The organism is Pseudoalteromonas ardens, assembly GCF_030125445.1.
GTDB lineage: Bacteria > Pseudomonadota > Gammaproteobacteria > Enterobacterales > Alteromonadaceae > Pseudoalteromonas > Pseudoalteromonas ardens.
Genome location: NZ_JASJUV010000008.1, coordinates 194,975 through 216,042, shown reverse-complemented (window position 1 = coordinate 216,042; position 21,068 = coordinate 194,975). Strand labels below are relative to the sequence as shown.

Sequence of the window (21,068 nt, the reverse complement as noted above, 5' to 3'; positions counted from 1 at the left end):
ATTTTTTGGTCTTACTCTTTAAGTAGCAGTCATACCTTTTTGCGCTTATTTGTTGCTTGATTTGCCAGCTGGCCTTTTTCAATCAAGATGACATTAAGCACTTTGGTATCAACACTCTAAAGGTGACCGGCGTGTAAATGCTAGTTTTTCGTTAGGAGTCACTCGAGTATGGCGATTGCCCAATGCCCCAGTTGTAACAAGCCCATATCTTCTATGCACAAAACCTGCCCACACTGTGAATTTGATCTTGCGAATATGGACGAGGAATCTTTGCACAGAGAAACGGTTCGCAGGCGAATTAAGAAACAGCAGACCATCATGAATTATTCATTTCTGGCACTGATCTTGTTCCTGGGTGGATTTTTATACTTATATTGGCAGCAGCCGGTAGAGGGAACATTGGAGATGCTGGCAGCTAAAAGTGCAATTGGCGTAGGCCTGGTTTGGTATCTGGTTAATCGGGTGATTTTAGTCGTACTGAAAAAGAAAAAGTGAACATGAATATAGACAGTTTAGTTAAAAATATTACACCGGAACTCTACGAGCGATTGCAGTATGGCGCTTCAACCGGACGCTGGCCGGATGGTACACCGCTGAGCGAGGCACAAAAAGAACAAACCGTTCAGCTGGTCATGTTATATCAGGCAAAAGTCGCGAAAAGCACCGAGCAATTCACCATCAACGAAGAAGGTGAAATGGTGCAAAAATCAAAGCGTGAGTTGCAACAAGAATTTAAAGCAGAAAATGAAATAGCCAGGTTTAGTGAAAATGATCTTTAAAAACCTTTTTACCCCTAAATGGAAGCACCCGAAAACACAGGTGCGATTAGCCGCAATCGATAAGCTAGACATGAGCAAAGATGCCGAGGTATTACAGACTTTGGCATTGGAAGATGACTCTAGCCAGATCAGAAAAAAAGTGCTCGATAAAATTAATGATTTGAGTTTGTGGTGGAAGGTATATAAGCAAGACCAGGAGTTGAAAGAACTGGCCGAGCAGCATATCTCGCAGGCAGTTTTATCCGGTTCACAGTCGCTGAGCCAGGCAATTCGTGATGAGTATATTGACCGATACGCACCGGCTAAGACACTGGAAAAAGTGGCTTTTAGTGATATTGCGAACGAGCAAAAAGCCAAATTATTAAAGCGTCTTGCCAATGCCAAGCTGATTGAAAAGGCATTTAAACAAGGTAACGAGGCACTCCAGAGCCAACTATTGCCTTTGATCGCACAGTATCAGCTAGAAAAAACCGTGCTCAAAGCCGCCAATGGCGAGGCACGTACCGCGCTGGAGCAAACCCTGGAACAGCAGCGACTGAGCCAGGTTATGCCTGCACAGGTTGCTCAGGAAGCAAAATTGGTTTTGGCCAAGCTGAATGCCCTGCGTGAAAAACAAGATTACCAGGTGGTTGCAAGTCAGTCTGATGCATTGGTAGCGCAATGGCAGGCACTGGAAGTACAGTGGTTGAGTGAAGAAGTCCAACAGGTTAATCAGGAAAAGTTCACCACTATCTCTGAGAAACTGGGTAAGCACCGTGATGTGTTAAAGTTGGCCTTTGATCAAGCGCAGCAACAGGCTGAACAAGCTGCGAGCAAAGCCAAAGCTATCGGTGAATTCGAGTCTGATTACCAGGCGCTGGAGCAGGCCCTGTCAAGCGCTGTTGACGCTTTGAACCTGTCTGCACAGGAAGCTTTAGAGACCCAGTTATCGCAACTTCAGAGCCGCTTAGAGGCCTCACCTTATCAAACAGAGGCGACACTTCAGACTTTATCTGGAAAGCTACGTGATAGTGCAACACAACTTAAGAACCTGCCTGAACTTGTCAGTGCGAAAGAGCAATTCGATGAAGCACTGAAAGCACTGGCCGAGATTGCTCCGAGTGAAGCGCTTGAGCAGTTGGATGCTGTCATGGCAAAGCAAAAACAAGCCTATCAGCATGCTCAGTCGCAGTTGCGTCAGTTGCCAGGTGAGCTGAAAAAGCAGGCTTCAGAGCAACTTAAAGCTGTCAGTGGCCAATTTAATCAGGGTATGAAGCCTTTGGTTGATGGACAGGAAAAGCACCTCAAGGACGCACGTAAGAAGGCAAGAGATGTACAGCGACTGTTAGATCAGGGCCGTTTTAATGTGGCATTCGGTGTATTTAATGGCTTTATTGAGAGCTATGAATTGCTCAGTGAAGGATATCAACAGCAGCTGGCAAAACAGCATACGACATTGAGTGAAGCGCTTAAAGAGCTTAAAGACTGGCAAAAATATGCATCTCAGCCGAAGCGCGCAGAGTTGTTGCAACAACTTGATGACATGCTCACTGAGCAAGACGTTGACCCCAAGGCCCGTGCAGCGCAGGTAAAATTATTGCGCGTACGCTGGAATGAACTGGGCCGTGTAGAAAGCGACGAAGAAAAAGCACAGGCAACTCAGTTTGATGAGAAAATCGAGCTGCTATTCGCCCCGTGTCGAGCATACTTTGCAGAGCAAGACGCACAACGTAAAAAGGTGATTGAGCAGCGCGAGGCGCTGGTTGGTCAAATGGCCGAGCTGATGGAGCAGGCGCAAGCCGCTGAACCCGATTGGCGTCAGGTTGAAAGCACGTTTAACCGTATCAATAAGCAGTGGCGTGGTGCCGGTAGCCTGGATGCTTCTACATATCAGGCACTTAATACACGTTATCGCCATGCCTATACTCAGATCAATGAGCAATTAAAATCTCGCCACCAGGCTAATGCGCAGCTGAAGCAACAATTAGTGACAGAAGCACAGGCCCAGCTTGAGTTAGATGATGTGATGCAAGCGTGTGATACATTGAAAAACTTGCAAAAGCGCTGGCAGGAAATTGGCTTTGCTGGTACCAAGCAGGAGCACACATTGTGGCAGGAGTTCAGAAAGCATAATGATGCTGTGTTTGAAAAACGTCAGACGCAACAAAATGCTGAACGTGAACAAGCACAGGCACAGGAAGCACAACAGCGTCAGTTGTTGGCTGAATTGGACAGTCAAATGATCGATGCTAAAACGCAATCAGAACTGCTAAGCGTTAAAGAGGCTGTTATTGAAACAGATGTGCTTGGTTCACTGAGAAAAACTAAACAACAGCTACTGGAGCAGATAGAAGCCAAGTTAAATGAACTCTTCTCAGCTCAGAGCCGTGAAAAGTTTAATGACCTGGTCGAAGCGGTGCGTGCTGGACAGACGCCATCGGATAACTGGTTAAGGGGCAATGACTCTGGACTTGCTGCTGAGCAGTTATTGCTGCGTCTTGAAATCATGACCAATAATGAGTCCCCGGACTCTTGTGCAAAGGCACGAATGACAGAGCAGGTTGCTTTGTTAGAAGCCAAGCTGCAAGGTGGTGCTCAGTCGCTTGAATATTATCTGACGTGTTATCTGTCACAGGTGGTTAGTGATAACGAGCAGGTTGAACAGGCGCGTTTAATTAAGGTGTTAACCGCCTAACCGAAGAAATAAAAAAAGCGCCGCAAGGCGCTTTTTTATACCTTCATCAATGAAATATTTGCTGAAGCGCCTCGTCCAGATTGGGGTAACGAAAGCGGTAATTTGCTTTGAGTGCACGCCGGGGTAACACGCGCTGGCCGTAAATCAGCAGCTCAGACATTTCACCAAACAACGCCTTGAGTACGAATTCAGGCATAGTGAACATGGCAGGGCGTCTTAAAGTGATAGCCAGACGCTCAGCAAACTCCTTGTTGGATACCGGGGCTGGCGCTGTCGCATTGAATACACCAGATAGCTCCTGATGTTTAATCAGAAATAAAATGAGTTGCACCATATCGTCAATATGGATCCAGGACATCATCTGCTCACCACTGGCCATTGGCCCACCCATGCCGAACTGAAAGGCTGGCAGCATTTTCTTCAATGCTCCGCCGTGTCTGGACAACACCACGCCGGTTCTGATTATACAGACCCGGGTGGCTTCATTGTGGGCTGAATTCGCTTTTGCTTCCCAGTCTTTACAGAGTTGGTGACTAAACTCCGGGTAGGGGTCGTCGAAGTCTTCACCTACCTTAACCGTAGCTGGTTGTCTGCCGTAATAGCCAATGGCACTGCCTGAAATAAAGGTATGCGGTGGCGTGTCGCAATTGCGGATCCGCGCGCTGAGCGCTTCGGTCAGTAAAATGCGGCTGTCCATGATCCGGGCTTTTTGTTTTTCAGTCCAGCGTTTGTCAGCAATGGGTTCGCCTGCAAGGTTGATGACCACATCCAGTTCATTAAAGTTGACCTGATCCAGGCTGTCGACGAGTTCAATTTTACTGTCCAGCAAGCGCCGGGCTTTGGAAATATTGCGTGTCAATGCAATGATTTTGTGTTTATTGAATAGGAATTTGCACAACTCTGACCCGATGAGCCCGGTGGCACCTGTCATTAATACCTTCATGTATAATCCATTTTAATAATTTAGTGTTTATACTCAGCGTATTGCAATGTCGATCAATTTGTTAGTTCTGCGTGCTTTGATGCAAATTTCCGTTACAATGAAGTCGCCGGGCAATAATTAAATTAATGCGCTAATGGCAGCTACCCGGTGCCATCCCCCAGTGTTGTAGTGGGGTTTTGCAAAGTTAATGTAAGGAAAAGTCGTGTCTTCATTGTCTGGGATCACTAAAAGCTTAGTCGTTATTGCGTCATTGTTCATTGTTTTGGCCGGAATTAAACTGGCGAACGACATCGTTGTCCCTTTTGTTTTAGCAGCCTTTATCGCGATTATATGTAACCCACTTCTGAAGTTTTTTGCAAACTATCGCATTCCAAAAGGACTGGCAATTGTCCTGATCATCATGATGGTTATGCTGATGGGGATGAGTTTGACAGGCCTGGTTGGCCAGTCGTTAAATGACTTTTCAAGCCAGTTACCCCAATACAGAGAAGCCTTGCGCAGCAAGTTTATCTGGTTTGTTGATATGGCGGCCCAATATAATATTTTAATTGATAAACAACAGCTTATTGCGTTGTTTGATCCAGGTAAAATGATTGATGTGGCAACCAACATGTTAGCCGGCTTTGGTGGTGTGATGGCCAACATCTTTCTGATCCTGCTAACTGTGGTCTTTATGCTTTTTGAAGCGCCCATGATCAGTACCAAGGTACACCTTGCACTGGATGATCCGGATATGAAAATGAAGCAGATTGACCGCTTTTTGGACTCGATAAACAGTTACCTGGCCATTAAGACGTTAGTGTCATTGGCAACGGGCCTGCTGGCGGCTGTATTTCTTTGGGTGTTGGATGTTGATTATTTTGTGCTTTGGGGCGTGTTTGCCTTTTTGCTTAATTATATTCCCAATATAGGCTCGATTATTGCGGCGGTGCCACCGGTGTTACTGGCGTTGGTGACACACAGTCCTATGGTCAGCGCAATTGTGGCTGCGGGGTACATTAGTATCAATACTATTATGGGAAATATTGTTGAGCCGCGTTTTATGGGCCGGGGACTTGGCCTGAGCACTTTGGTGGTGTTCTTGTCTCTAATCTTCTGGGGCTGGTTGTTGGGTACTGTGGGTATGCTGCTGTCTGTGCCTTTGACTATGGTGGTTAAAATTGCCCTTGAAAACAGCGAAGATGGGCGTTGGCTGGCAACAATGTTAGGCGGTGAAGAACAGCACAATGCCAGATAATCATCGCTATCTGGCATTCAGTTACAGGCTTACTGGAGCGTAAAGTCGGCCTGTAGCTCCTGTGTGTGTTGCTTGATAAACTCTATTTTACAGCGTTTGTATATCTTGGCTGCCATGGTGGCGTTGGGCATTTGCTTTAAGTAGCGCCAGCGACAGGCGTCTTCCATGTACCTTTCCTGATTGATAAAGCTACGCTGGATAATAGGCAATAGTTGAGAATTGCCGGTTTCTTTTTGCAGGTTTTCGGTGTCCATCACCAATTTAGTTACCCAGGTCTTTCTTTCACGTTCCAGCAATTCAATATTTCCATCCAGGCACATCAGGTAGCGCTTGGCTTTTTCAGGGTGGTCCGAATTGAGATGCTCACATTGCTGTAAAGTCAGCCTGGCTGCTTGTGCAGATAGGCTGAGCGTTAACAATGATAAGAAACACAGTGTTTTATTGGTTCTGTTCATAACTAAATTCTATCGTAAACTGGGCACCGCCCAGCTGGCTGTAATCTATGTCTATGCTTCCGTGATAGGAAGAGACGAGGTCGGACACAATGGCCATGCCAACACCGTGGCCACTTTCATAGGTATCCAGGCGTGTCCCACGTTGCAACAGGGTGCTTCTGTTCTGCTCAGGGATGCCCGGGCCATCGTCACTGATGATAAAACGCACGCCTTTGCTTTGATTATACTTCACGTTGATATCAACGTGCGACTGGCAAGCTTTACATGCATTGTCGATCAAATTACCCAAAATTTCCATCAGATCGGTTTTATCGCCCAAAAATGCCGCGTCTTCTGGGCACGCAGTGCTAAAGTTGATCTGCTTATCATGATAGACCTTGCTCATCGCATTGAGGATAGCACTGACCACAGGCTGCACCTGAGTTTGTTTTTTCCAGGTGTCTGATGCGCCCGATGCGGCACGCTTCAGCTGGTGTTCAATCATGGCATTAATGCGATCAAGCTGCTCCTGAGCGTCTGCGTTTTCTGCCAGCGGACTGGATTTGAGCACCGCCAGAGGGGTTTTAAGTGCGTGAGCAAGATCGCTCAGTGAGGCTCGGTAGCGCTCTTTCTGCCTTCTTTGCGAGTCCAGTAGTAAATTCAGGTCGGCTTTGATGGTATTGAGTTCAACAGGGTAGAGGCCACTGATTTTGTCAATCTCGCCTGCTTCGACGGCTTTTATTTCTTTGTCCAGCCGTTGCAGGGGCCTGGCACTCCAGATAAACCCAAGCGCCATAAGCACAGCTATCATAATGCCCATAACCAACATCCAGTTGACCAGGGTATTACGAAACTGAGCCATTTGTGCGACCAGGGCTGAGTTTTTCTTCAGCAGTATAAAATTGGCCTGTTGTGAGTGACTGGCATTGCCCAGAATGACCGTCATGCCGAGTTGCCAGTAAAGCTCCTGATTGTACTCAACCCGCTCGAACTCTTTCGCGCCGGCTTTGCTTTGCGATATATCCGGTGTGACGGTCAGATCCATTGCCGACTCAGAGTGCCAGACCAGCGTGTTCTGTTGATAAATAAGCGCATAGGTATCTGAGTTAAGTCGGTTCAATTCAGGAGCTAAAATGCTGTTGGGCATCTCCATGGTCACGAAATCGACCTCTGAGATAAGCGAGTAAAGATGGGCTTCAAGGGTTTTGTGTGTTGCTTCGACTAAGGTTGCGTGATAAGCACGGCTGATTGAGAAAAACAATGCGGGCAATGCAACAATAAGAACAAAGACAAGGATAAATCCTTGCCTTATTTTAAGGGAAATTTGAGCGCGATTTACCACTGGTTTTTAAACCTATAGCCTCGGCCTCTGAGCGTTTCAACGGGGTTAAGTGTGCCGTCTGGATCCAGTTTCTTTCTCAGTCTGAGTACAAACACCTCAATGACATTGGAGTCAAGATCAAAATCCTGATCGTAAATATGTTCGGTCAACTCGGATTTTGAAATCACCTTGAGTGGATTAACCATCAGGTATTCCAGTACTTTGTATTCGTAAGCGGTGAGTGTGAGCTCTCTGTCTTCCACCCACACCTGCTGAGAACGCGTATGTATTTTTACCGGACCTATGCTGATCTCCGGGTTCGCTTGTCCTGCACTTCTTCGGATCAGGGCGTTACAGCGGGCAATCAACTCTTCTGTATGGAAGGGTTTAGTCAGATAGTCATCGGCACCAGCATCCAGCCCCTCGACTTTTTCCTGCCAGCGATCACGTGCAGTGAGGATCAAAATAGGTAATTTGATGCCTTTGGCGCGTGCCTGGCGAATGAGCTCTATGCCATCCAGCTTAGGCAAACCAAGGTCGACCACAGCCAAATCCAATGGGTACTCAGTTAAGTGAAAAAGACCATTTTCTCCGTCGTGGCACAGATCAACACTGTACTTCTCTTTTTCCAGCGCTGTACGCAAGTTTTCAGCCAGTTGTATATCATCTTCTATTACAAGAATTCGCATTGCTTAGTCCTTCTTCACTTCGCCCGTTACCTGGTGAACCTTTAAATCTATGATCCGGCCATCATCGAGCAAAATTCTCACTACGTAATAGTCTCCTTGCTTGGAGATCTTGAGTGTTTTACCTGAGTACTGGTCGGTTGCAAGTTTAACAGCTTGCTTTTTGCTTATCGTATCTTGCTTTTCAGAAGCTTCAGTGGGCTGGGAACCCAGCAAACAGAAGGCTAACGTAACTGTAAGACATCTTGGCAACTGCATTTAAAAGCTCCACGGTTTGGGTTGCTTAACATCTTGTCGCACAGGCTATTGGAAAACGACTTAACCCATGCTGAACTTGTTAAGGCAGCACTTTCTTGTATGGCTTGACGATACTGTTGGCATAAACACCCGCTGCGATATAGGGGTCTTCCGCTGCCCATGCTTCGGCCTGCGACAGGGAGTCGAATTCTGCGATAACTAAAGAACCTGTAAACCCAGCTTCGCCCGGATCTGGACTGTCGATAGCGGGCAGCGGGCCGGCGGCGAACAAGCGCTGTTGCTGATCAAGCTCATTCAGTCTGGCCAGGTGTGCCGGGCGTGCTGCTAAGCGCTTCTGTAAAGAGTTTTCAACATCAGTTGAGTAGATCATGTAAAGCATAGGATGTAACAATTATTGTGTTATTTGCGCCTATCATAGACTGAACTGGCCCTGTGTGTAAATGCCGGAACTACTGACGAATGAAGACAAATCAAGGTGTCATGGATGTGTAACATGTTATGAGTGCGTTGTATAAGCGTGCGAAGGTGTGAGGTTTACATCAATGCGCACCGGATTAGACGTTTATACTTGAAATTCCGTGCGGATGGCTGGTAGAGTCCTTCGACTATTCTTACAAAATAATAATAAGGTTGTTCTTGTGAGCGCAAATCGTGAGCACTTTAGCTCGCGGCTGGGTTTTATCCTTGCCGCAGCAGGTTCCGCAGTCGGGATTGGTAACCTGGTTGGGTTTCCCGTGTCTGCAACAAAAAATGGGGGCGGTGCGTTTCTGCTTACTTATGCCCTGTTTGTTATCTTTATTTGTCTGCCGGTGATGATGGCAGAAATGGCGATGGGGCGTAAGGCGCAAAAAGACCCTTATGGTTCCTATAAGTCGCTAACACAGGGAGATAAAAAGTGGTCCCTGGCAGGGGCAATCGCCGTTTTAACCCCATTCATGATAGCCGTGTTTTACATGGTCATTACTGTTTGGATCTTCGGTTATCTGGTGCAAACTGTGTTGGGGAACCTGGATATGCTGGCAAATCCGGGTCACTTCGATGCTTTTGTAAATGAATACACTATGTTTATCTACATGGTGTTCGTTGGTTTGTTTGTTAACCTTATTCTGGTTGGTGGCGTAAAAGAAGGCATTGAAAAAGCCGCTAAGTTTATGATGCCGGCGCTTTTTGTGTTGTTACTTGGCCTGGTGGTCTATGTATTAACGCTGGACAATGCCATGGCGGGTGTGCGTTATTATCTGGTGCCAGATTTCTCTAAAATGAACGCCAGTGTGCTTAACGGTGCTTTATCACAATCGTTTTTCTCGCTGTCTCTGGGAATGGGTATCCTGATCACCTATGCCTCCTATATCTCTAAGAAAGATGACATTGTTGGCAGTTCTAAAATGGTGGCAATTACAGACTCTTTGGTCGCGTTTATCGCAGGTCTGATGGTGCTGCCAGCCATTTTCAGCTTCAACCCGGATACCGATCCTGCGAAGCTAAGTGATTCGTCAGTATCCATGATTTTTGTCTATCTGCCAAAGTTGTTGCTGGCATTGCAATCTGACATCGGCTACTTCGGCGCTTCTGCGGTTGCGGCGTTGTTCTTCCTGCTGGTCTTTTTTGCAGCAATCACCTCATTGGTGTCGATCATCGAAGTACCAACTGCTGCGTTAATGGAAGAAAAGAACATCAGCCGTAAAAAGGCGTTGGGCTTGCTGGCATTGACAACGGGCGGACTGACTGTGCTGTGTACCATGTCTTTTGGTATGGTTGGTTGGCTGACTGATTTTGTGAACTATGGTGGTGCCAGTCAGAGCATGTTTGCGCTGATCTCGGATGTATTCTACGAAACCATTCTGCCTTTTAACGGTTTACTGGTTTGCTTGTTTGTGATGTACCGCTGGAAAAAGCATAACTTGTCAGAAGAGCTGGCACAGGGGTCACCAAACTATAAAGGTAGCCTGATGGAAAAGTACGTGAACTTCTCGTTATCTACTTTCATACCCGTTATACTGACCGTCATCTTCGTTAATACAGTAACGACTAAGTTCTTTGCATTTAGTTTGTTTGGCTTCTAATCGTTCTTAGCATGCCACAGGGGCACCTCAGCAATGTGGTGCTCCTTTGCTAAAACGTCACCCCCGAATCCAGATACTGACCCAGCCCCAGGGTAAAAACCCATAATCCCCAAAGACTATGTTCGAGTACACAGACGGCTAAAGAGCGACTGTGTGCGTAGGTATAGGCAAATAACAACCCGCCGGCAAAAGAAAGTGCAATGGCAACCCAGTTGTCGTACACACAGTGCGCCAGTGCGAATACAGCAGCACTCAACACAACCCGAATTGTCTTCCTCGGTAAAATACGTTTGTAGCGATGAAAAAAGTAGCTGCGGAACACCAGCTCTTGCGGTACCACCGATAATATTGGATAGGCTATTAGCAGGACCAACCAGTCATTGGTGGAGTTGAGCGGCATATCAAACCAGCTTTCCTGATTCACCAGGCCATAAAACATGGCGGAAAACAGGGCACCGATAAAGAAGGTTGAAAACAGCCGACGCCTTACTGTAGAAAAGGTGCCCAGACTGGTCAGGCGAAATCGTTTGAAATGTGGATCGGTGAGTAACAAATATGTACACACAGCTGTGAGTATAATCAAAGCCGGAAACAACCAATTGGCGAGTTGATGGCGAAATGCATAGGCAATAACAGGTAGCAGGAAAAACACCAGGAATAGTTCGCACCAGCGATATTGGTTTGCGTTCAATGTGGCCTCTGGTATGTCTGTCAGTGTTAGCCTAACTATAGTCAAGGCATTTCAACTCGGGTATGGCAGAACAAGGAAAACTTTGTCTATACCAATTTGCTAAATGACGTGTTCTATTTTGAGGTAGGAAAATGTTGTCGATAACCCGCTAAGAATTTTGCTATTTAGTTGTTTTAAATGAGAAGATTCTAATGCTGCCAAGGTGATATTTGTTCCTTCAAATTGAACAGGTATTGAGTAAAGTTGGTATTCATCCGCTCAGGATTGACTTTTAAGACAGAACTCCTTAGCCTGCCGGGCTTTGTTGTATAAAGACGGATGCATGATGAATAAAAGTGAACTGGTTACAGCCATGGCGGCGCACAGTGAATTGACCAAGAAAGACACACAGGCTGCACTGGGTAGTCTTATAAAACTTATCACCAAACGTCTCTCTGAAGGAGATCAGGTCCAGCTTAATGGTATGGGCACCTTTACGCTAAGCTATCATCCGGCCAAGCCGGGCAGAAACCCCAGAACAGGGGAAGAGATCATGATCGAAGGGCAGAATAAAGTGCTATTTAAGCCAGCCAAAGCGCTCAAGGACGCTCTGGCTGACAAATAGCCTAGATGTTAGCGCGCAGTAGCGGCTTTCATGTCGCGTACAAAAGCGCTCAGGGCTTGATACATCGCTGGCTTGTCATCCAGGTGCTGCTCAATGATTTTGACCACAGCAGAACCTGAGATGGCCCCCGCGGCACCTGAGTCAAGTGCTGCTTTGACCTGTTCCGGCGTGGAGATACCGAAGCCCAGCAGGGCAGGGGCTGCATGGTACTCAGTGAGCTTAGTGATGATCTCACCGGTTGGCATTTGCACCTGGCTTTCTGTACCGGTCACACCGGCGCGCGAGAGCAAATAAGTATAGCCTCTGCCGTAACTGGCACATTCGCGCAAGGTATCATCACTGGCATTAGGCGTTGCGATGAAGATTGGCTCAATGCCTGCTTCTATCGCTGCTCGGCGGAACATTTTTGACTCGTGCAGCGGCACATCTGCAACCAATACCGAATCGACGCCAGCGGCTTTGGCTTGCTGGTAAAATGCATCCAGACCACGAGCGAAAATCAGGTTTGAATACAGTAGCAACCCAATAGGGATATGAGGATATTGCTCGCGCACTGCACGGATCACGTCAAAGCAATCTTCTGTGTCAATGTGCTGTTCTAGAGCACGAATATTTGCAGCCTGGATAACCGGACCGTCCGCGATGGGATCGGAAAACGGAATCCCCAGCTCCAGAGCATCCGCACCGCCTTCAATCAGGCTTTTGATGATTGCGAGGCTGGTTTCTTTGTCCGGGTCGCCAATGGTGACAAACGGGACAAACGCGCCTTGCTGCTTGTCGTTTAGCTGCTGGAACATCTCATTGTAACGGCTCATAGCTCACCTCGCGCTTCTAATACCTGGTGGACATGGGCTAAGTCTTTGTCACCACGACCACTTAAATTGATCACTATCACTGTGTCTTGTTCTTGTGCCTCTGCATATTTCAATGCGTAGGCTAACGCATGACTGGATTCCAGCGCCGGAATGATCCCTTCATGTTTTGCCAATGACTGGAAGGCGGCCAGCGCTTCATCATCGGTTACAGCGACATATTGAGCCCGACCGGTCTCGTGCAGATAGGCGTGTTGCGGTCCAACAGCTGGGTAATCCAGACCAGCAGAGACCGAGTAAGACTCTTCTATCTGACCGTCCTGGTTTTGCATGATATAAGTATAAGCACCATGTAAAATGCCTTTAGTCCCCTTACACAATGCTGCGCCATGTTCTTCGGTGTCCAGACCTTTACCTGCTGGCTCGACGCCAATCAGTTTGACGTCTTTTTCGTCGATAAAGTCTGCAAACATCCCAATCGCATTGGAACCACCACCCACACAGGCCATGACTACATCCGGCAGTTTGCCTTCAGCTTCCAGTACCTGTTGTTTTGCTTCTTCACCGATCATTTTTTGGAACTCACGTACCAAAGTCGGGAAAGGATGAGGGCCCGCTGCGGTACCAAGCAGGTAGTGGGCGGTTTTGTAATTGGCTGACCAGTCGCGCATGGCTTCATTTACGGCGTCTTTAAGTGTACCTGAGCCTGCTGTAACCGGGATAACTTCTGCACCCATCAGGCGCATCCGGAACACGTTGGGTTGCTGACGTTCAACGTCTTTGGCACCCATGTAAACGCGGCATTTCAGACCCAGCAGGGCACAGGCCAGTGCTGTTGCAACACCATGTTGCCCGGCGCCGGTCTCTGCGATGACTTCTGATTTACCCATACGTTTAGTGAGCAGTGCCTGACCAAGCACCTGGTTGGTTTTGTGTGCGCCACCGTGGAGCAGATCTTCTCGTTTCAGATACAGCTTCACTTTTGGGTTTTTAACCAGGTTTCTGGTGAGCGTCAGTGGCGTTGGGCGCCCTGCAAACTCATTGAGTAATTGATAAAATTCCTGCTGAAATGCCGGGTCTTGTTGTGCTTTATTAAATTCCTGCTCAAGCTGCTTGAGCGCAGGAACTAGTAATTCAGGGACAAACATGCCACCAAAATCACCGTAATATCCTGTATTCATTTTTTCCACCTCAGTATTTACGAATTGTGTTAAAAGCTGTATTGAGTTTGTCGGCACACTTTTTGCCCGGGCTGATCTCGACACCAGAGTTCAGATCGAATCCTGCTGCGCCCAGGTATGAGGCCTGTGTCAGGTTGTCAGCACTCAGTCCGCCTGCCAGCATAAAGCTGCCCGGAGTTTGGCTAAGCAACTGCCAGTCAAATGCTTGTCCTGTTCCACCAAGCTGACCTTTGACCTTAGTGTCGTATAAATGTTTGTCGACGCCCTGTAATGGCTCAGGCAAATGATCACTGATCCCCTGGGCTTTCCAGATCTGGCAGTTAACAGGTAATTGTTTGCGCAGCTCATCGATGTACTCTTGCGCTTCATTGCCATGCAATTGTACTGCGCTGAGCTTTAGGATGCGGACGTTTTCAACGACTTGTGCAAGTGGTGCATCGACAAATACGCCCACATAGTTGAGCGGTGCGCTGTCTACGACGGCTTTTGCACAGTCAATGTCAACATAACGGGGTGACTTGGGATAAAAAATCAATCCTCCGTATACTGCACCGGCCTCATAAGCGGCAATGGCGTCCTGACTGCGGGTTAAGCCACAGACCTTGTTTTCACCCAGGATCAGCTTACGACAAGCGGTTTCCAGGTCTTGCTCAGCCATCAAAGAGCTGCCGACCAGGAAGCCATTACAAATGGGGGCAAGGCGTTTAACGTCTGCATGGGTATAGATACCGGACTCGGAGATCACGGTTTTATCGTCCGGGATTAATTTGCGTAAACGCTCGCTGGTTGCCAGATCTGTACTTAAATCTCTGAGATTACGGTTATTGATCCCAATGAGTCTGGCGTTTAGCGCGAGTGCGCGATGGACTTCTTCTTCGTTGCTGACTTCAGTCAGTACTGCCATGTTCAGGCTGTGCGCAAGTTCAGCCAAAGCTGTGTAACGCGCATCATCGAGTACTGATAGCATTAGCAAAATGGCATCGCCACCACTTAAACGGGCCAGATACACTTGGTATTCATCGATAAAAAAATCTTTACAGATGAGGGGTTGCGAGACCTGAGTTCTGACATAACTAAGATACTCAAAATTACCCTGGAAATATTTTTCGTCAGTGAGCACACTGATGCAACTGGCGTAACGACCGTAAACTGCGGTAATTTCATCCAGATCGAAGTGTTGGCGGATCAGACCTTTCGACGGTGAGGCTTTTTTACACTCCAGAATAAACTGAGTTCCCGGGCGGCTCAGCGCAGCGTAAAAGTCCCGATCGCTGGGCGTGATTTGATCAACAAAGCTTTCCAGCGGGCGGTCTTGTTTTCTTTGCGCGACTTCGACTTCTTTGTCAGCAACAATTTTTTCTAACACATTAGCCATTGCTCACCTCCACAATTTCGGCAAGTTTCTGCGCGCAGCGTCCGGACGCCAGTATTTCTGAAACCTGGGCACTGGCTGATTTCAGGTCCGTTGCTTTGTCTGTCATGACCAGCAGCGCGGCGACGTTGGCAATGATGGCAGCGTTATGCGCTTCTTTGCCTTTGCCATCGAGAATGTCCCGGGTTGCCTGGGCATTAAATTCCGGGGTGTCGCCAAAAATGGCTTCAAGCGGATAGCGTTGCAGCCCAAAATCTTCAGGCGTCAGCGTGTAGTCTGTCAGTACGCCCTGGTTGAGCTCGGTGACCTGAGTTTCGCCATGCAGAGCAATTTCATCGCAACCTGAACCATGAACGACCATGGCGCGCTGAGTACCGAGTTTTTGTAAAGTCTCAGCCATGGGACGACAAAGTTTAGGGTCATAAACGCCAAGTAATTGCACCTGCGGCCTTGCTGGATTCGCTAGTGGGCCAAGGATATTGAACAAAGTGCGGGTTTTGAGTTTAGTACGCACCGGCATCGCATGTTTGACGCCAGCATGATAGTGCGGCGCAAACAAAAAGGTAAAGTTAGTTTGTTGCAAACAGCGAGCACCCAGTAGCGGGTCCATATCCAGGTTTATGCCGAGTGTTTTTAACAGATCAGCAGAACCAGATTTACTGGACACGCTGCGGTTGCCATGTTTCACCATAGGGATCCCACAAGCGGCCGCAACGATTGCTGCTGTAGTACTGACATTGATGGTGTTGGTGCCATCACCCCCAGTGCCACAACTGTCTGCGCAAAGCAGGCCATGGGTGTCAAACGCGGTGGCGTGATCGCGCATCGCTTTTGCGGCTCCGGCGATTTCTTCGGCGGTTTCCCCTTTTATTTTCAGGGCGACCAGGGCGGCGGTTAGCTGTACTTCATCCAGCTGGCCCTGCATGACTGCACTGAACAACTCTGTGGCCTCGGCAAAGTTCAGTGATTTTTGTTCTAGTAATAAGTTTAAACTGTCCATGTCTACTCCTCCGATGTGAGATAGGCGATGCTTTGCTGTAACAGCTGAGCGCCGCATGGGGTTAAAATTGATTCTGGGTGAAACTGATACCCGATCACCTTATCGTCCGGGTGATAAATCGCCATTGGGATTTCTTCATAGTTGGCAATGATTTCCAGGCATTCAGGTACCTGAGTTGCCATAAGAGAGTGATAGCGAGCCACGGGAAAAGACTTACCCAGTCCGTCAAAAACGGGGTGAGGTTTGACACTAATATGGGAAGATTTACCGTGTACCGTCTCACCGGCATGGCCAATGGTGCCACCATAGCTTTGTGTCAGTGCCTGTTGGCCAAGGCAGATCCCAAGCATGGGGTAGTGACCTTTGCACAGTTCAATCAGCTCAAGTAAGCACCCTGCGTCTTTTGGTGCGCCCGGACCCGGGGACAAAACCAGGATCACCGGATCGGTTTCTTGCTGCATTTTGGCAAAAATGGTGCTGGCATCGAGATGATTACGATACACCACGAGCTCGGCCCCAAGTAGCGACAGCTCATCGACCAGGTTGTAAGAGAAGGAGTCAAAGTTATCGAGAAAATATATCTTAGGTATCATGCCGGTGCTCCTGCATAAGTCGATTGAATGGCTTTGATCACGGCACTGGCTTTGGCCCGGGTCTCATCGGCCTCGGCTTGTGGGTCGGAGTCATAAACAACGCCGGCACCGGCCTGAACCAGCGCCTGGCCATTTTTGACAAAAGCTGAGCGGATCACGATACAGGAGTCCATTGCGCCATCGCCGGTCAGATAGCCCACAGCACCGCCGTAGCTACCACGTCGTTGTTGTTCTGTGTGTCTGACCAGCTCAGCCGCTTTGACTTTAGGCGCGCCTACCAGGGTGCCCATATTCATGCTGGCCTGGTATGCATGCAGGGCATCCAGATCTGGCTTTAGCTGACCGACTACGCGGGAAACCAAATGCATGACCTGAGAGTACCGGTCAACTTTAAGCAGTTCTTTGGCGTGGCGGGTACCCGGTATGCTGATCCGCGCCACATCATTGCGTGCCAGATCAACCAGCATCAGGTGCTCTGCGCGTTCTTTGTGATCGTCTCTGAGCTCCAGTTCGATGCGGCTGTCGAGATCCGGATTGATACTGCCATCAGCGAACTTGCCTCGAGGCCGGGTTCCCGCAATCGGATAGACTTCTACCTGGTTACTCTGCTCACAATATTTCAATGCCGATTCAGGAGAGGCACCAAATAAAACAAATTCCTCATCGCGCATGTAGAACATGTATGGGCTTGGGTTTTGCTGTTTGAGCGCTTTATAAGCCGAAAGGGGATCGGCACAAGGTAAAGAGAAGGTGCGAGAGGGCACAACCTGAAAGATGTCGCCATCCACGATGTGCTGCTTCAGTTTTATTACCTGCTCTATATATGCTTCGTCACTGATATCAACACTGACCTCACAGCTACCTGCAAGCGGGTTTGGCGAAAATGACTGCAAAGCATCACATTGATGATTGAGGACTTCAAGCTGGCGGCCTACTTCAAAACAGTTCGCATGAACATCGGGACCGTTGAATACATTACCTATCAATTCAGTCGTTTGAGCCTGATGATCTATGATCAGCAGGGTCTCGGCCAGGTAGAATACGTAGTCCGGGCAGCTATTGGCACCGTCCGGAACGTCAGGGAGTTGCTCAAAATTGGCGACCATATCGTACGCAAATACACCGCCCAGAAACAGAGAAAATGGTGTGTCTGAGTTGCACTTGATGCGGTTGATACAGGTTCTGAGCGCGCTGAACGCGTTATCGGCCTTCAGCTTGGCATACTCATCGAGATCGGCCGATGTGTCCTGATAAGTAATGGTCAGCACTGAGTTATCGAGCGTTACGTCACAGTTTTCGACTTCCTGTGCCAGATAGGGCAGAAGCTGCTCGCCGTTGTTGGACAGCGCCCGGACGATGACATTTTTGCCCTTACATTCAAAGCGCAGTGCTGTATCAACCAGGATAATGCTCTTTACATTGTCTTTGGAGTCTATTTCTGCAGATTCCAGCAACAATGAATTGGGCTTATCCAGCGCTGCGAACAGAGACAAAGGGCTGGCGATGTATTCTCGCCGTAACCGAATACTGGTTACTTCCCCGGGCTGTGTCGTTATATGACTAAAAATCACACCTCATTCCTCGTAATTTTCATAAATTAATCTAAAAAAAACCCCCGAAAGCGATTTGCTTGCGGGGGTCTGTGTATTAGGTACAAAGATGCCGTCCCGCTAATTCAGGCACCACCACCAAGATTTCACTAGTAAAATAGTTGTTATATTATTGATCACTATACAATATCTTTGAGAAAATTAAGTTACAAAAAAACCCGCGTGTTTAGCGCGGGTTTCGAAAATCTTGCATGCACAACGACTCACCCGCTAATTACGAGTGCCACCACCAAATGTTGAAAGTTGTTTGTGTTTTCATTTGTTAAGTCGTCGTTATGTAAATTTAGTGACCACAGTAAACCGCACTATAGGACAAAGTGTCAAGGTCAAATTGGAAAAAATGCGGCCAGCCCGCAAAAATGGTTATTTTGGCCTAGCTGATTGCTGCATTATCACTGTTTAGTGCGTCAGATAACCGCCCGTAGAAGTAAACAACATGGTATACTAAAATCTGCATTTTTTTAGAAGGTTATGAGAGTTTGATAAAATACGACTTACACAGTCACAGTACTTTTTCGGATGGTCGTTTGGCGGTCGGTGCCTTGCTTGAACGAGCAACCGAAAGAGGTGTGGACGTACTTGCCATTACAGATCACGATACCACCGCAGGTCTTGCTCCTGCTCGGGCATACATCACGGATCAACAGTTGCCATTGTCACTCATCTCCGGGGTTGAGATTTCAACTAAGTGGGAGAGCTTTGAAATACATATAGTGGGTCTGAATATAGATGAGTCGAACAATGCACTGAGCACTTTGCTTGCCAGTCAACAGCAAAAACGTCGTGAACGCGCGAAAGAGATTGGTGCACGATTGGCTAAGCGCGGTTATGAGGGGATTTATGAGCAGGCGCAAATACTGGCTGAGGACGCTGAGATTACCCGTGCGCATTTTGCCAAAGCGCTGGTAGACCGAGGGGTCGCCAAGAATATTCAGGGTGTGTTTAAAAAGTTTCTGGGGCGTAACAAAATCGGGTATGTGCCCAGCAGCTGGTGCAGCATGGGAGAGGCAATAGACGCGATCCATCAGGCTGGTGGTGTGAGCGTGCTGGCGCATCCGGGTCGTTATCAGATGTCTAATAAATGGCTCAGAAAACTACTAAGTGAATATAGTGCAGCGGGCGGCAAGGCAATGGAGGTCGCACAGCCACAACAGGCACCTTCGGAGCGACAGTTTCTGGGGCAGTTGAGTCGTGAGTTTGACTTACTGGCCAGCCAGGGATCTGACTTTCATTATCCAACGAACTGGTTGGATCTTGGAAAAAATCTATACTTACCAAAAGATTGCCAAGGTGTTTGGCAGTTCTGGGGCGCGACAGAGGAGTGACAGCGTGAGCCAATTTTTCCATATCCATCCTGATAATCCACAAGGTCGTCTGATCCGTCAGGCCGTTGACATTATTCAGCAAGGTGGCGTAATCGTATATCCAACCGATTCAGGATACGCCATTGGGTGTAGCTTGGGTAACAAACAGGCTAAGGAGCGCATTGAGCGTATTCGTGGTATTGAGAAACATCATAACTTTACACTGATGTGCCGTGATTTATCTGAACTTTCGACTTATGCGCGTGTAGACAACCAAATGTTCCGGATGATCAAAAACAATACGCCGGGCCCTTATACGTTTATTCTCAAAGGGACCAAAGAAGTTCCCAGGCGATTGCTTAATGAGAAGAAAAAAACCATCGGTATCCGGGTAACAGAACATCCGATCACGGCTGCTTTACTAACCGAATTAGGCGAACCCCTGATGTCTTGCTCGTTAATTTTGCCGGATGAGCAATTTACCGAATCGGACCCGGACGACATTCGCCTGCGTCTGGAAAAGCACGTTGACCTGATCATTCACGGTGGGTATCTGGTAGAGCAGGCAACGACTGTGATTGATATGTCCGACGATGAAGTGGTGATCCTGCGCCGTGGTTGCGGCGACACGACCCAGTTCGAATAGTCATGCCTGATCAGAACGCCCAGCAAAAATTACCACTGGCATTTTTACACGGTGAAGCGGTATTGGAAAAGCCGGAGGACCTGTACATTCCTCCGGATGCACTGGAAGTCATACTGGAGACTTTTGAGGGGCCGCTCGATCTGTTGTTGTATCTCATTAAACGTCACAAGCTGGATATTCTTGAGCTACCGATACTGAGTATCACGCAGCAATACGTTCAGTATGTGGAGATGATGCAGGATATGCAGCTGGAGCTGGCCGGTGAATATCTGGTTATGGCGGCCTTACTGGCACAGATTAAATCGCGGTTATTGTTGCCGGTTCACGAAGAACTGGAGGATGAGGAAGATCCGCGTGCAGAGTTGGTCAGGCGGCTTCAGGAGTATGAGCAATTTAAAAAAGCGGCTGAAAATCTTGACCAAATCCCCCGTGTCGATCGGGAAATTTTTGTTGCCCGCGCGCTGATGGAAGAATCAGAAGAACCACAAACCCGACTGCCCGACATTGAGATGGCCGAGCTGCTTTTGGCCCTGAGTGATGTGATGGCACGGGCAAAAACCTTTGAACATCATCAGATCAGTGCCGAAGTGTTGTCTACTCGTGAGCGCATGGCTGCAATCCTTCAGTTTTTATCTGAACATACCGAGCCGGTTGAGTTTACACGTTTATTTACTTTCTCAGAGGGGCGCAGTGGTGTGGTGGTCACATTTATCGCTATGCTTGAGTTATTGAAGGAGCAATTGATTAACTGCTTGCAGGTGACTCCCGCGGGTACGCCCGCCAGTGCAATTTATTTGTCATTAAAGCTACACGAGTGACGCGGGCTCTGTCATAATACGCCGCTTTAGACTAGCCTTATC

The 21,068-nt window shown here is 48.0% G+C and carries 22 protein-coding genes; 9 read left to right on the top strand and 13 right to left on the bottom strand.

All coding sequences use genetic code 11. The features are described 5' to 3' along the window. Positions 1–168 precede the first annotated feature (168 nt). From QNM19_RS20740 to QNM19_RS20730, 3 genes are read left to right on the top strand one after another with little or no spacing between them, the layout of a single operon-like run. Complete coding sequence (locus tag QNM19_RS20740; RefSeq protein ID WP_010385503.1) at positions 169–495, top strand: hypothetical protein; 327 nt, start codon at positions 169–171, stop codon at positions 493–495. Positions 496–497: 2 nt separating this feature from the next. Then, a complete protein-coding gene (locus tag QNM19_RS20735) occupies positions 498–779 on the top strand; it encodes a YeaC family protein (RefSeq protein ID WP_049862984.1) in 282 nt (93 codons plus the stop codon). Then, positions 769–3,453 (top strand): DUF349 domain-containing protein, encoded by a 2,685-nt coding sequence (locus tag QNM19_RS20730; RefSeq protein WP_049862985.1) that lies wholly within the window; start codon positions 769–771, stop codon positions 3,451–3,453. The genes QNM19_RS20735 and QNM19_RS20730 overlap by 11 nt, the downstream gene beginning before the upstream one ends. 46 nt (positions 3,454–3,499) lie before the next feature. Here QNM19_RS20730 and QNM19_RS20725 read toward each other — a convergent pair whose 3' ends face one another. Next, complete coding sequence (locus tag QNM19_RS20725; protein WP_049862986.1) at positions 3,500–4,396, bottom strand: TIGR01777 family oxidoreductase; 897 nt, start codon at positions 4,394–4,396, stop codon at positions 3,500–3,502. A 202-nt stretch (positions 4,397–4,598) separates the two neighbouring features. On the opposite strand from QNM19_RS20725, the gene QNM19_RS20720 reads away from it, so the two are divergent. Beyond that, complete coding sequence (locus tag QNM19_RS20720) at positions 4,599–5,633, top strand: AI-2E family transporter (RefSeq protein WP_049862987.1); 1,035 nt, start codon at positions 4,599–4,601, stop codon at positions 5,631–5,633. A 29-nt stretch (positions 5,634–5,662) separates the two neighbouring features. On the opposite strand, the gene QNM19_RS20715 is transcribed toward QNM19_RS20720, so the two are convergent. The 5 genes from QNM19_RS20715 to QNM19_RS20695 form a co-directional block, all read right to left on the bottom strand. Continuing rightward, a complete protein-coding gene (locus QNM19_RS20715) occupies positions 5,663–6,088 on the bottom strand; it encodes a hypothetical protein (RefSeq protein ID WP_049862988.1) in 426 nt (141 codons plus the stop codon). Continuing rightward, the gene (locus tag QNM19_RS20710) at positions 6,072–7,409 is read right to left on the bottom strand and encodes an ATP-binding protein (protein WP_049862989.1); all 1,338 of its coding nucleotides are present in this window, start codon (positions 7,407–7,409) and stop codon (positions 6,072–6,074) included. Before QNM19_RS20710 ends, QNM19_RS20715 begins: the two co-directional genes overlap by 17 nt. Beyond that, positions 7,403–8,077 carry a response regulator transcription factor gene (locus QNM19_RS20705; protein WP_010385495.1) on the bottom strand — a complete coding sequence of 225 codons (675 nt, stop codon included), beginning with the start codon at positions 8,075–8,077 and terminating at the stop codon, positions 7,403–7,405. The genes QNM19_RS20710 and QNM19_RS20705 overlap by 7 nt, the downstream gene beginning before the upstream one ends. A 3-nt stretch (positions 8,078–8,080) precedes the next feature. Beyond that, a complete protein-coding gene (locus QNM19_RS20700) occupies positions 8,081–8,332 on the bottom strand; it encodes a PepSY domain-containing protein (RefSeq protein ID WP_049862990.1) in 252 nt (83 codons plus the stop codon). 79 nt (positions 8,333–8,411) lie between these two features. Next, positions 8,412–8,711, bottom strand: a complete 300-nt coding sequence (locus QNM19_RS20695; protein WP_049862991.1) for a YciI family protein — start codon at positions 8,709–8,711, stop codon at positions 8,412–8,414. Positions 8,712–8,970: 259 nt separating this feature from the next. On the opposite strand from QNM19_RS20695, the gene QNM19_RS20690 reads away from it, so the two are divergent. Further along, the gene (locus tag QNM19_RS20690; RefSeq protein WP_049862992.1) at positions 8,971–10,395 is read left to right on the top strand and encodes a sodium-dependent transporter; all 1,425 of its coding nucleotides are present in this window, start codon (positions 8,971–8,973) and stop codon (positions 10,393–10,395) included. A 49-nt stretch (positions 10,396–10,444) separates the two neighbouring features. Here the strand turns inward: QNM19_RS20690 and QNM19_RS20685 are convergent, their stop codons facing one another. Beyond that, on the bottom strand, positions 10,445–11,086 hold the full coding sequence (locus QNM19_RS20685; protein WP_049862993.1) for a CPBP family intramembrane glutamic endopeptidase: 642 nt from the start codon (positions 11,084–11,086) through the stop codon (positions 10,445–10,447). 325 nt (positions 11,087–11,411) lie between these two features. Here QNM19_RS20685 and QNM19_RS20680 point away from each other — a divergent pair, with 325 nt between their 5' ends. Next, positions 11,412–11,690: an HU family DNA-binding protein gene (locus tag QNM19_RS20680; protein ID WP_049862994.1), complete on the top strand. Its 279-nt coding sequence runs from the start codon at positions 11,412–11,414 to the stop codon at positions 11,688–11,690. An 8-nt stretch (positions 11,691–11,698) separates the two neighbouring features. Here the strand turns inward: QNM19_RS20680 and trpA are convergent, their stop codons facing one another. Genes trpA through QNM19_RS20650 form a run of 6 tightly spaced genes read right to left on the bottom strand, consistent with a single transcriptional unit; the run spans position 11,699 to position 18,219 of the window. Continuing rightward, positions 11,699–12,505 (bottom strand): tryptophan synthase subunit alpha, encoded by an 807-nt coding sequence (trpA, locus tag QNM19_RS20675; RefSeq protein ID WP_049862995.1) that lies wholly within the window; start codon positions 12,503–12,505, stop codon positions 11,699–11,701. Further along, entirely contained in the window at positions 12,502–13,683 is a 1,182-nt protein-coding gene (gene trpB / locus QNM19_RS20670) for a tryptophan synthase subunit beta (protein ID WP_010385487.1), read from the bottom strand. The genes trpA and trpB overlap by 4 nt, the downstream gene beginning before the upstream one ends. A 10-nt stretch (positions 13,684–13,693) precedes the next feature. Next, positions 13,694–15,058, bottom strand: coding sequence for a bifunctional indole-3-glycerol-phosphate synthase TrpC/phosphoribosylanthranilate isomerase TrpF (gene trpCF / locus QNM19_RS20665; protein WP_284027159.1), 1,365 nt, complete (start codon positions 15,056–15,058; stop codon positions 13,694–13,696). Beyond that, positions 15,051–16,055: an anthranilate phosphoribosyltransferase gene (gene trpD / locus QNM19_RS20660; RefSeq protein WP_049862996.1), complete on the bottom strand. Its 1,005-nt coding sequence runs from the start codon at positions 16,053–16,055 to the stop codon at positions 15,051–15,053. Before trpD ends, trpCF begins: the two co-directional genes overlap by 8 nt. 2 nt (positions 16,056–16,057) lie before the next feature. Further along, positions 16,058–16,648, bottom strand: a complete 591-nt coding sequence (locus tag QNM19_RS20655; RefSeq protein WP_049862997.1) for an aminodeoxychorismate/anthranilate synthase component II — start codon at positions 16,646–16,648, stop codon at positions 16,058–16,060. Beyond that, the gene (locus QNM19_RS20650) at positions 16,645–18,219 is read right to left on the bottom strand and encodes an anthranilate synthase component 1 (RefSeq protein WP_049862998.1); all 1,575 of its coding nucleotides are present in this window, start codon (positions 18,217–18,219) and stop codon (positions 16,645–16,647) included. Before QNM19_RS20650 ends, QNM19_RS20655 begins: the two co-directional genes overlap by 4 nt. Before the next feature lie 518 nt (positions 18,220–18,737). On the opposite strand from QNM19_RS20650, the gene rnm reads away from it, so the two are divergent. The 3 genes from rnm to QNM19_RS20635 are packed head-to-tail and all read left to right on the top strand — an operon-like array spanning position 18,738 to position 21,026. Continuing rightward, a complete protein-coding gene (gene rnm, locus QNM19_RS20645) occupies positions 18,738–19,583 on the top strand; it encodes an RNase RNM (RefSeq protein ID WP_049862999.1) in 846 nt (281 codons plus the stop codon). 4 nt (positions 19,584–19,587) lie between these two features. Further along, positions 19,588–20,208 (top strand): L-threonylcarbamoyladenylate synthase, encoded by a 621-nt coding sequence (locus QNM19_RS20640; protein ID WP_010385480.1) that lies wholly within the window; start codon positions 19,588–19,590, stop codon positions 20,206–20,208. 2 nt (positions 20,209–20,210) lie between these two features. Then, the gene (locus tag QNM19_RS20635) at positions 20,211–21,026 is read left to right on the top strand and encodes a segregation and condensation protein A (RefSeq protein WP_049863000.1); all 816 of its coding nucleotides are present in this window, start codon (positions 20,211–20,213) and stop codon (positions 21,024–21,026) included. Positions 21,027–21,068: the final 42 nt, after the last annotated feature.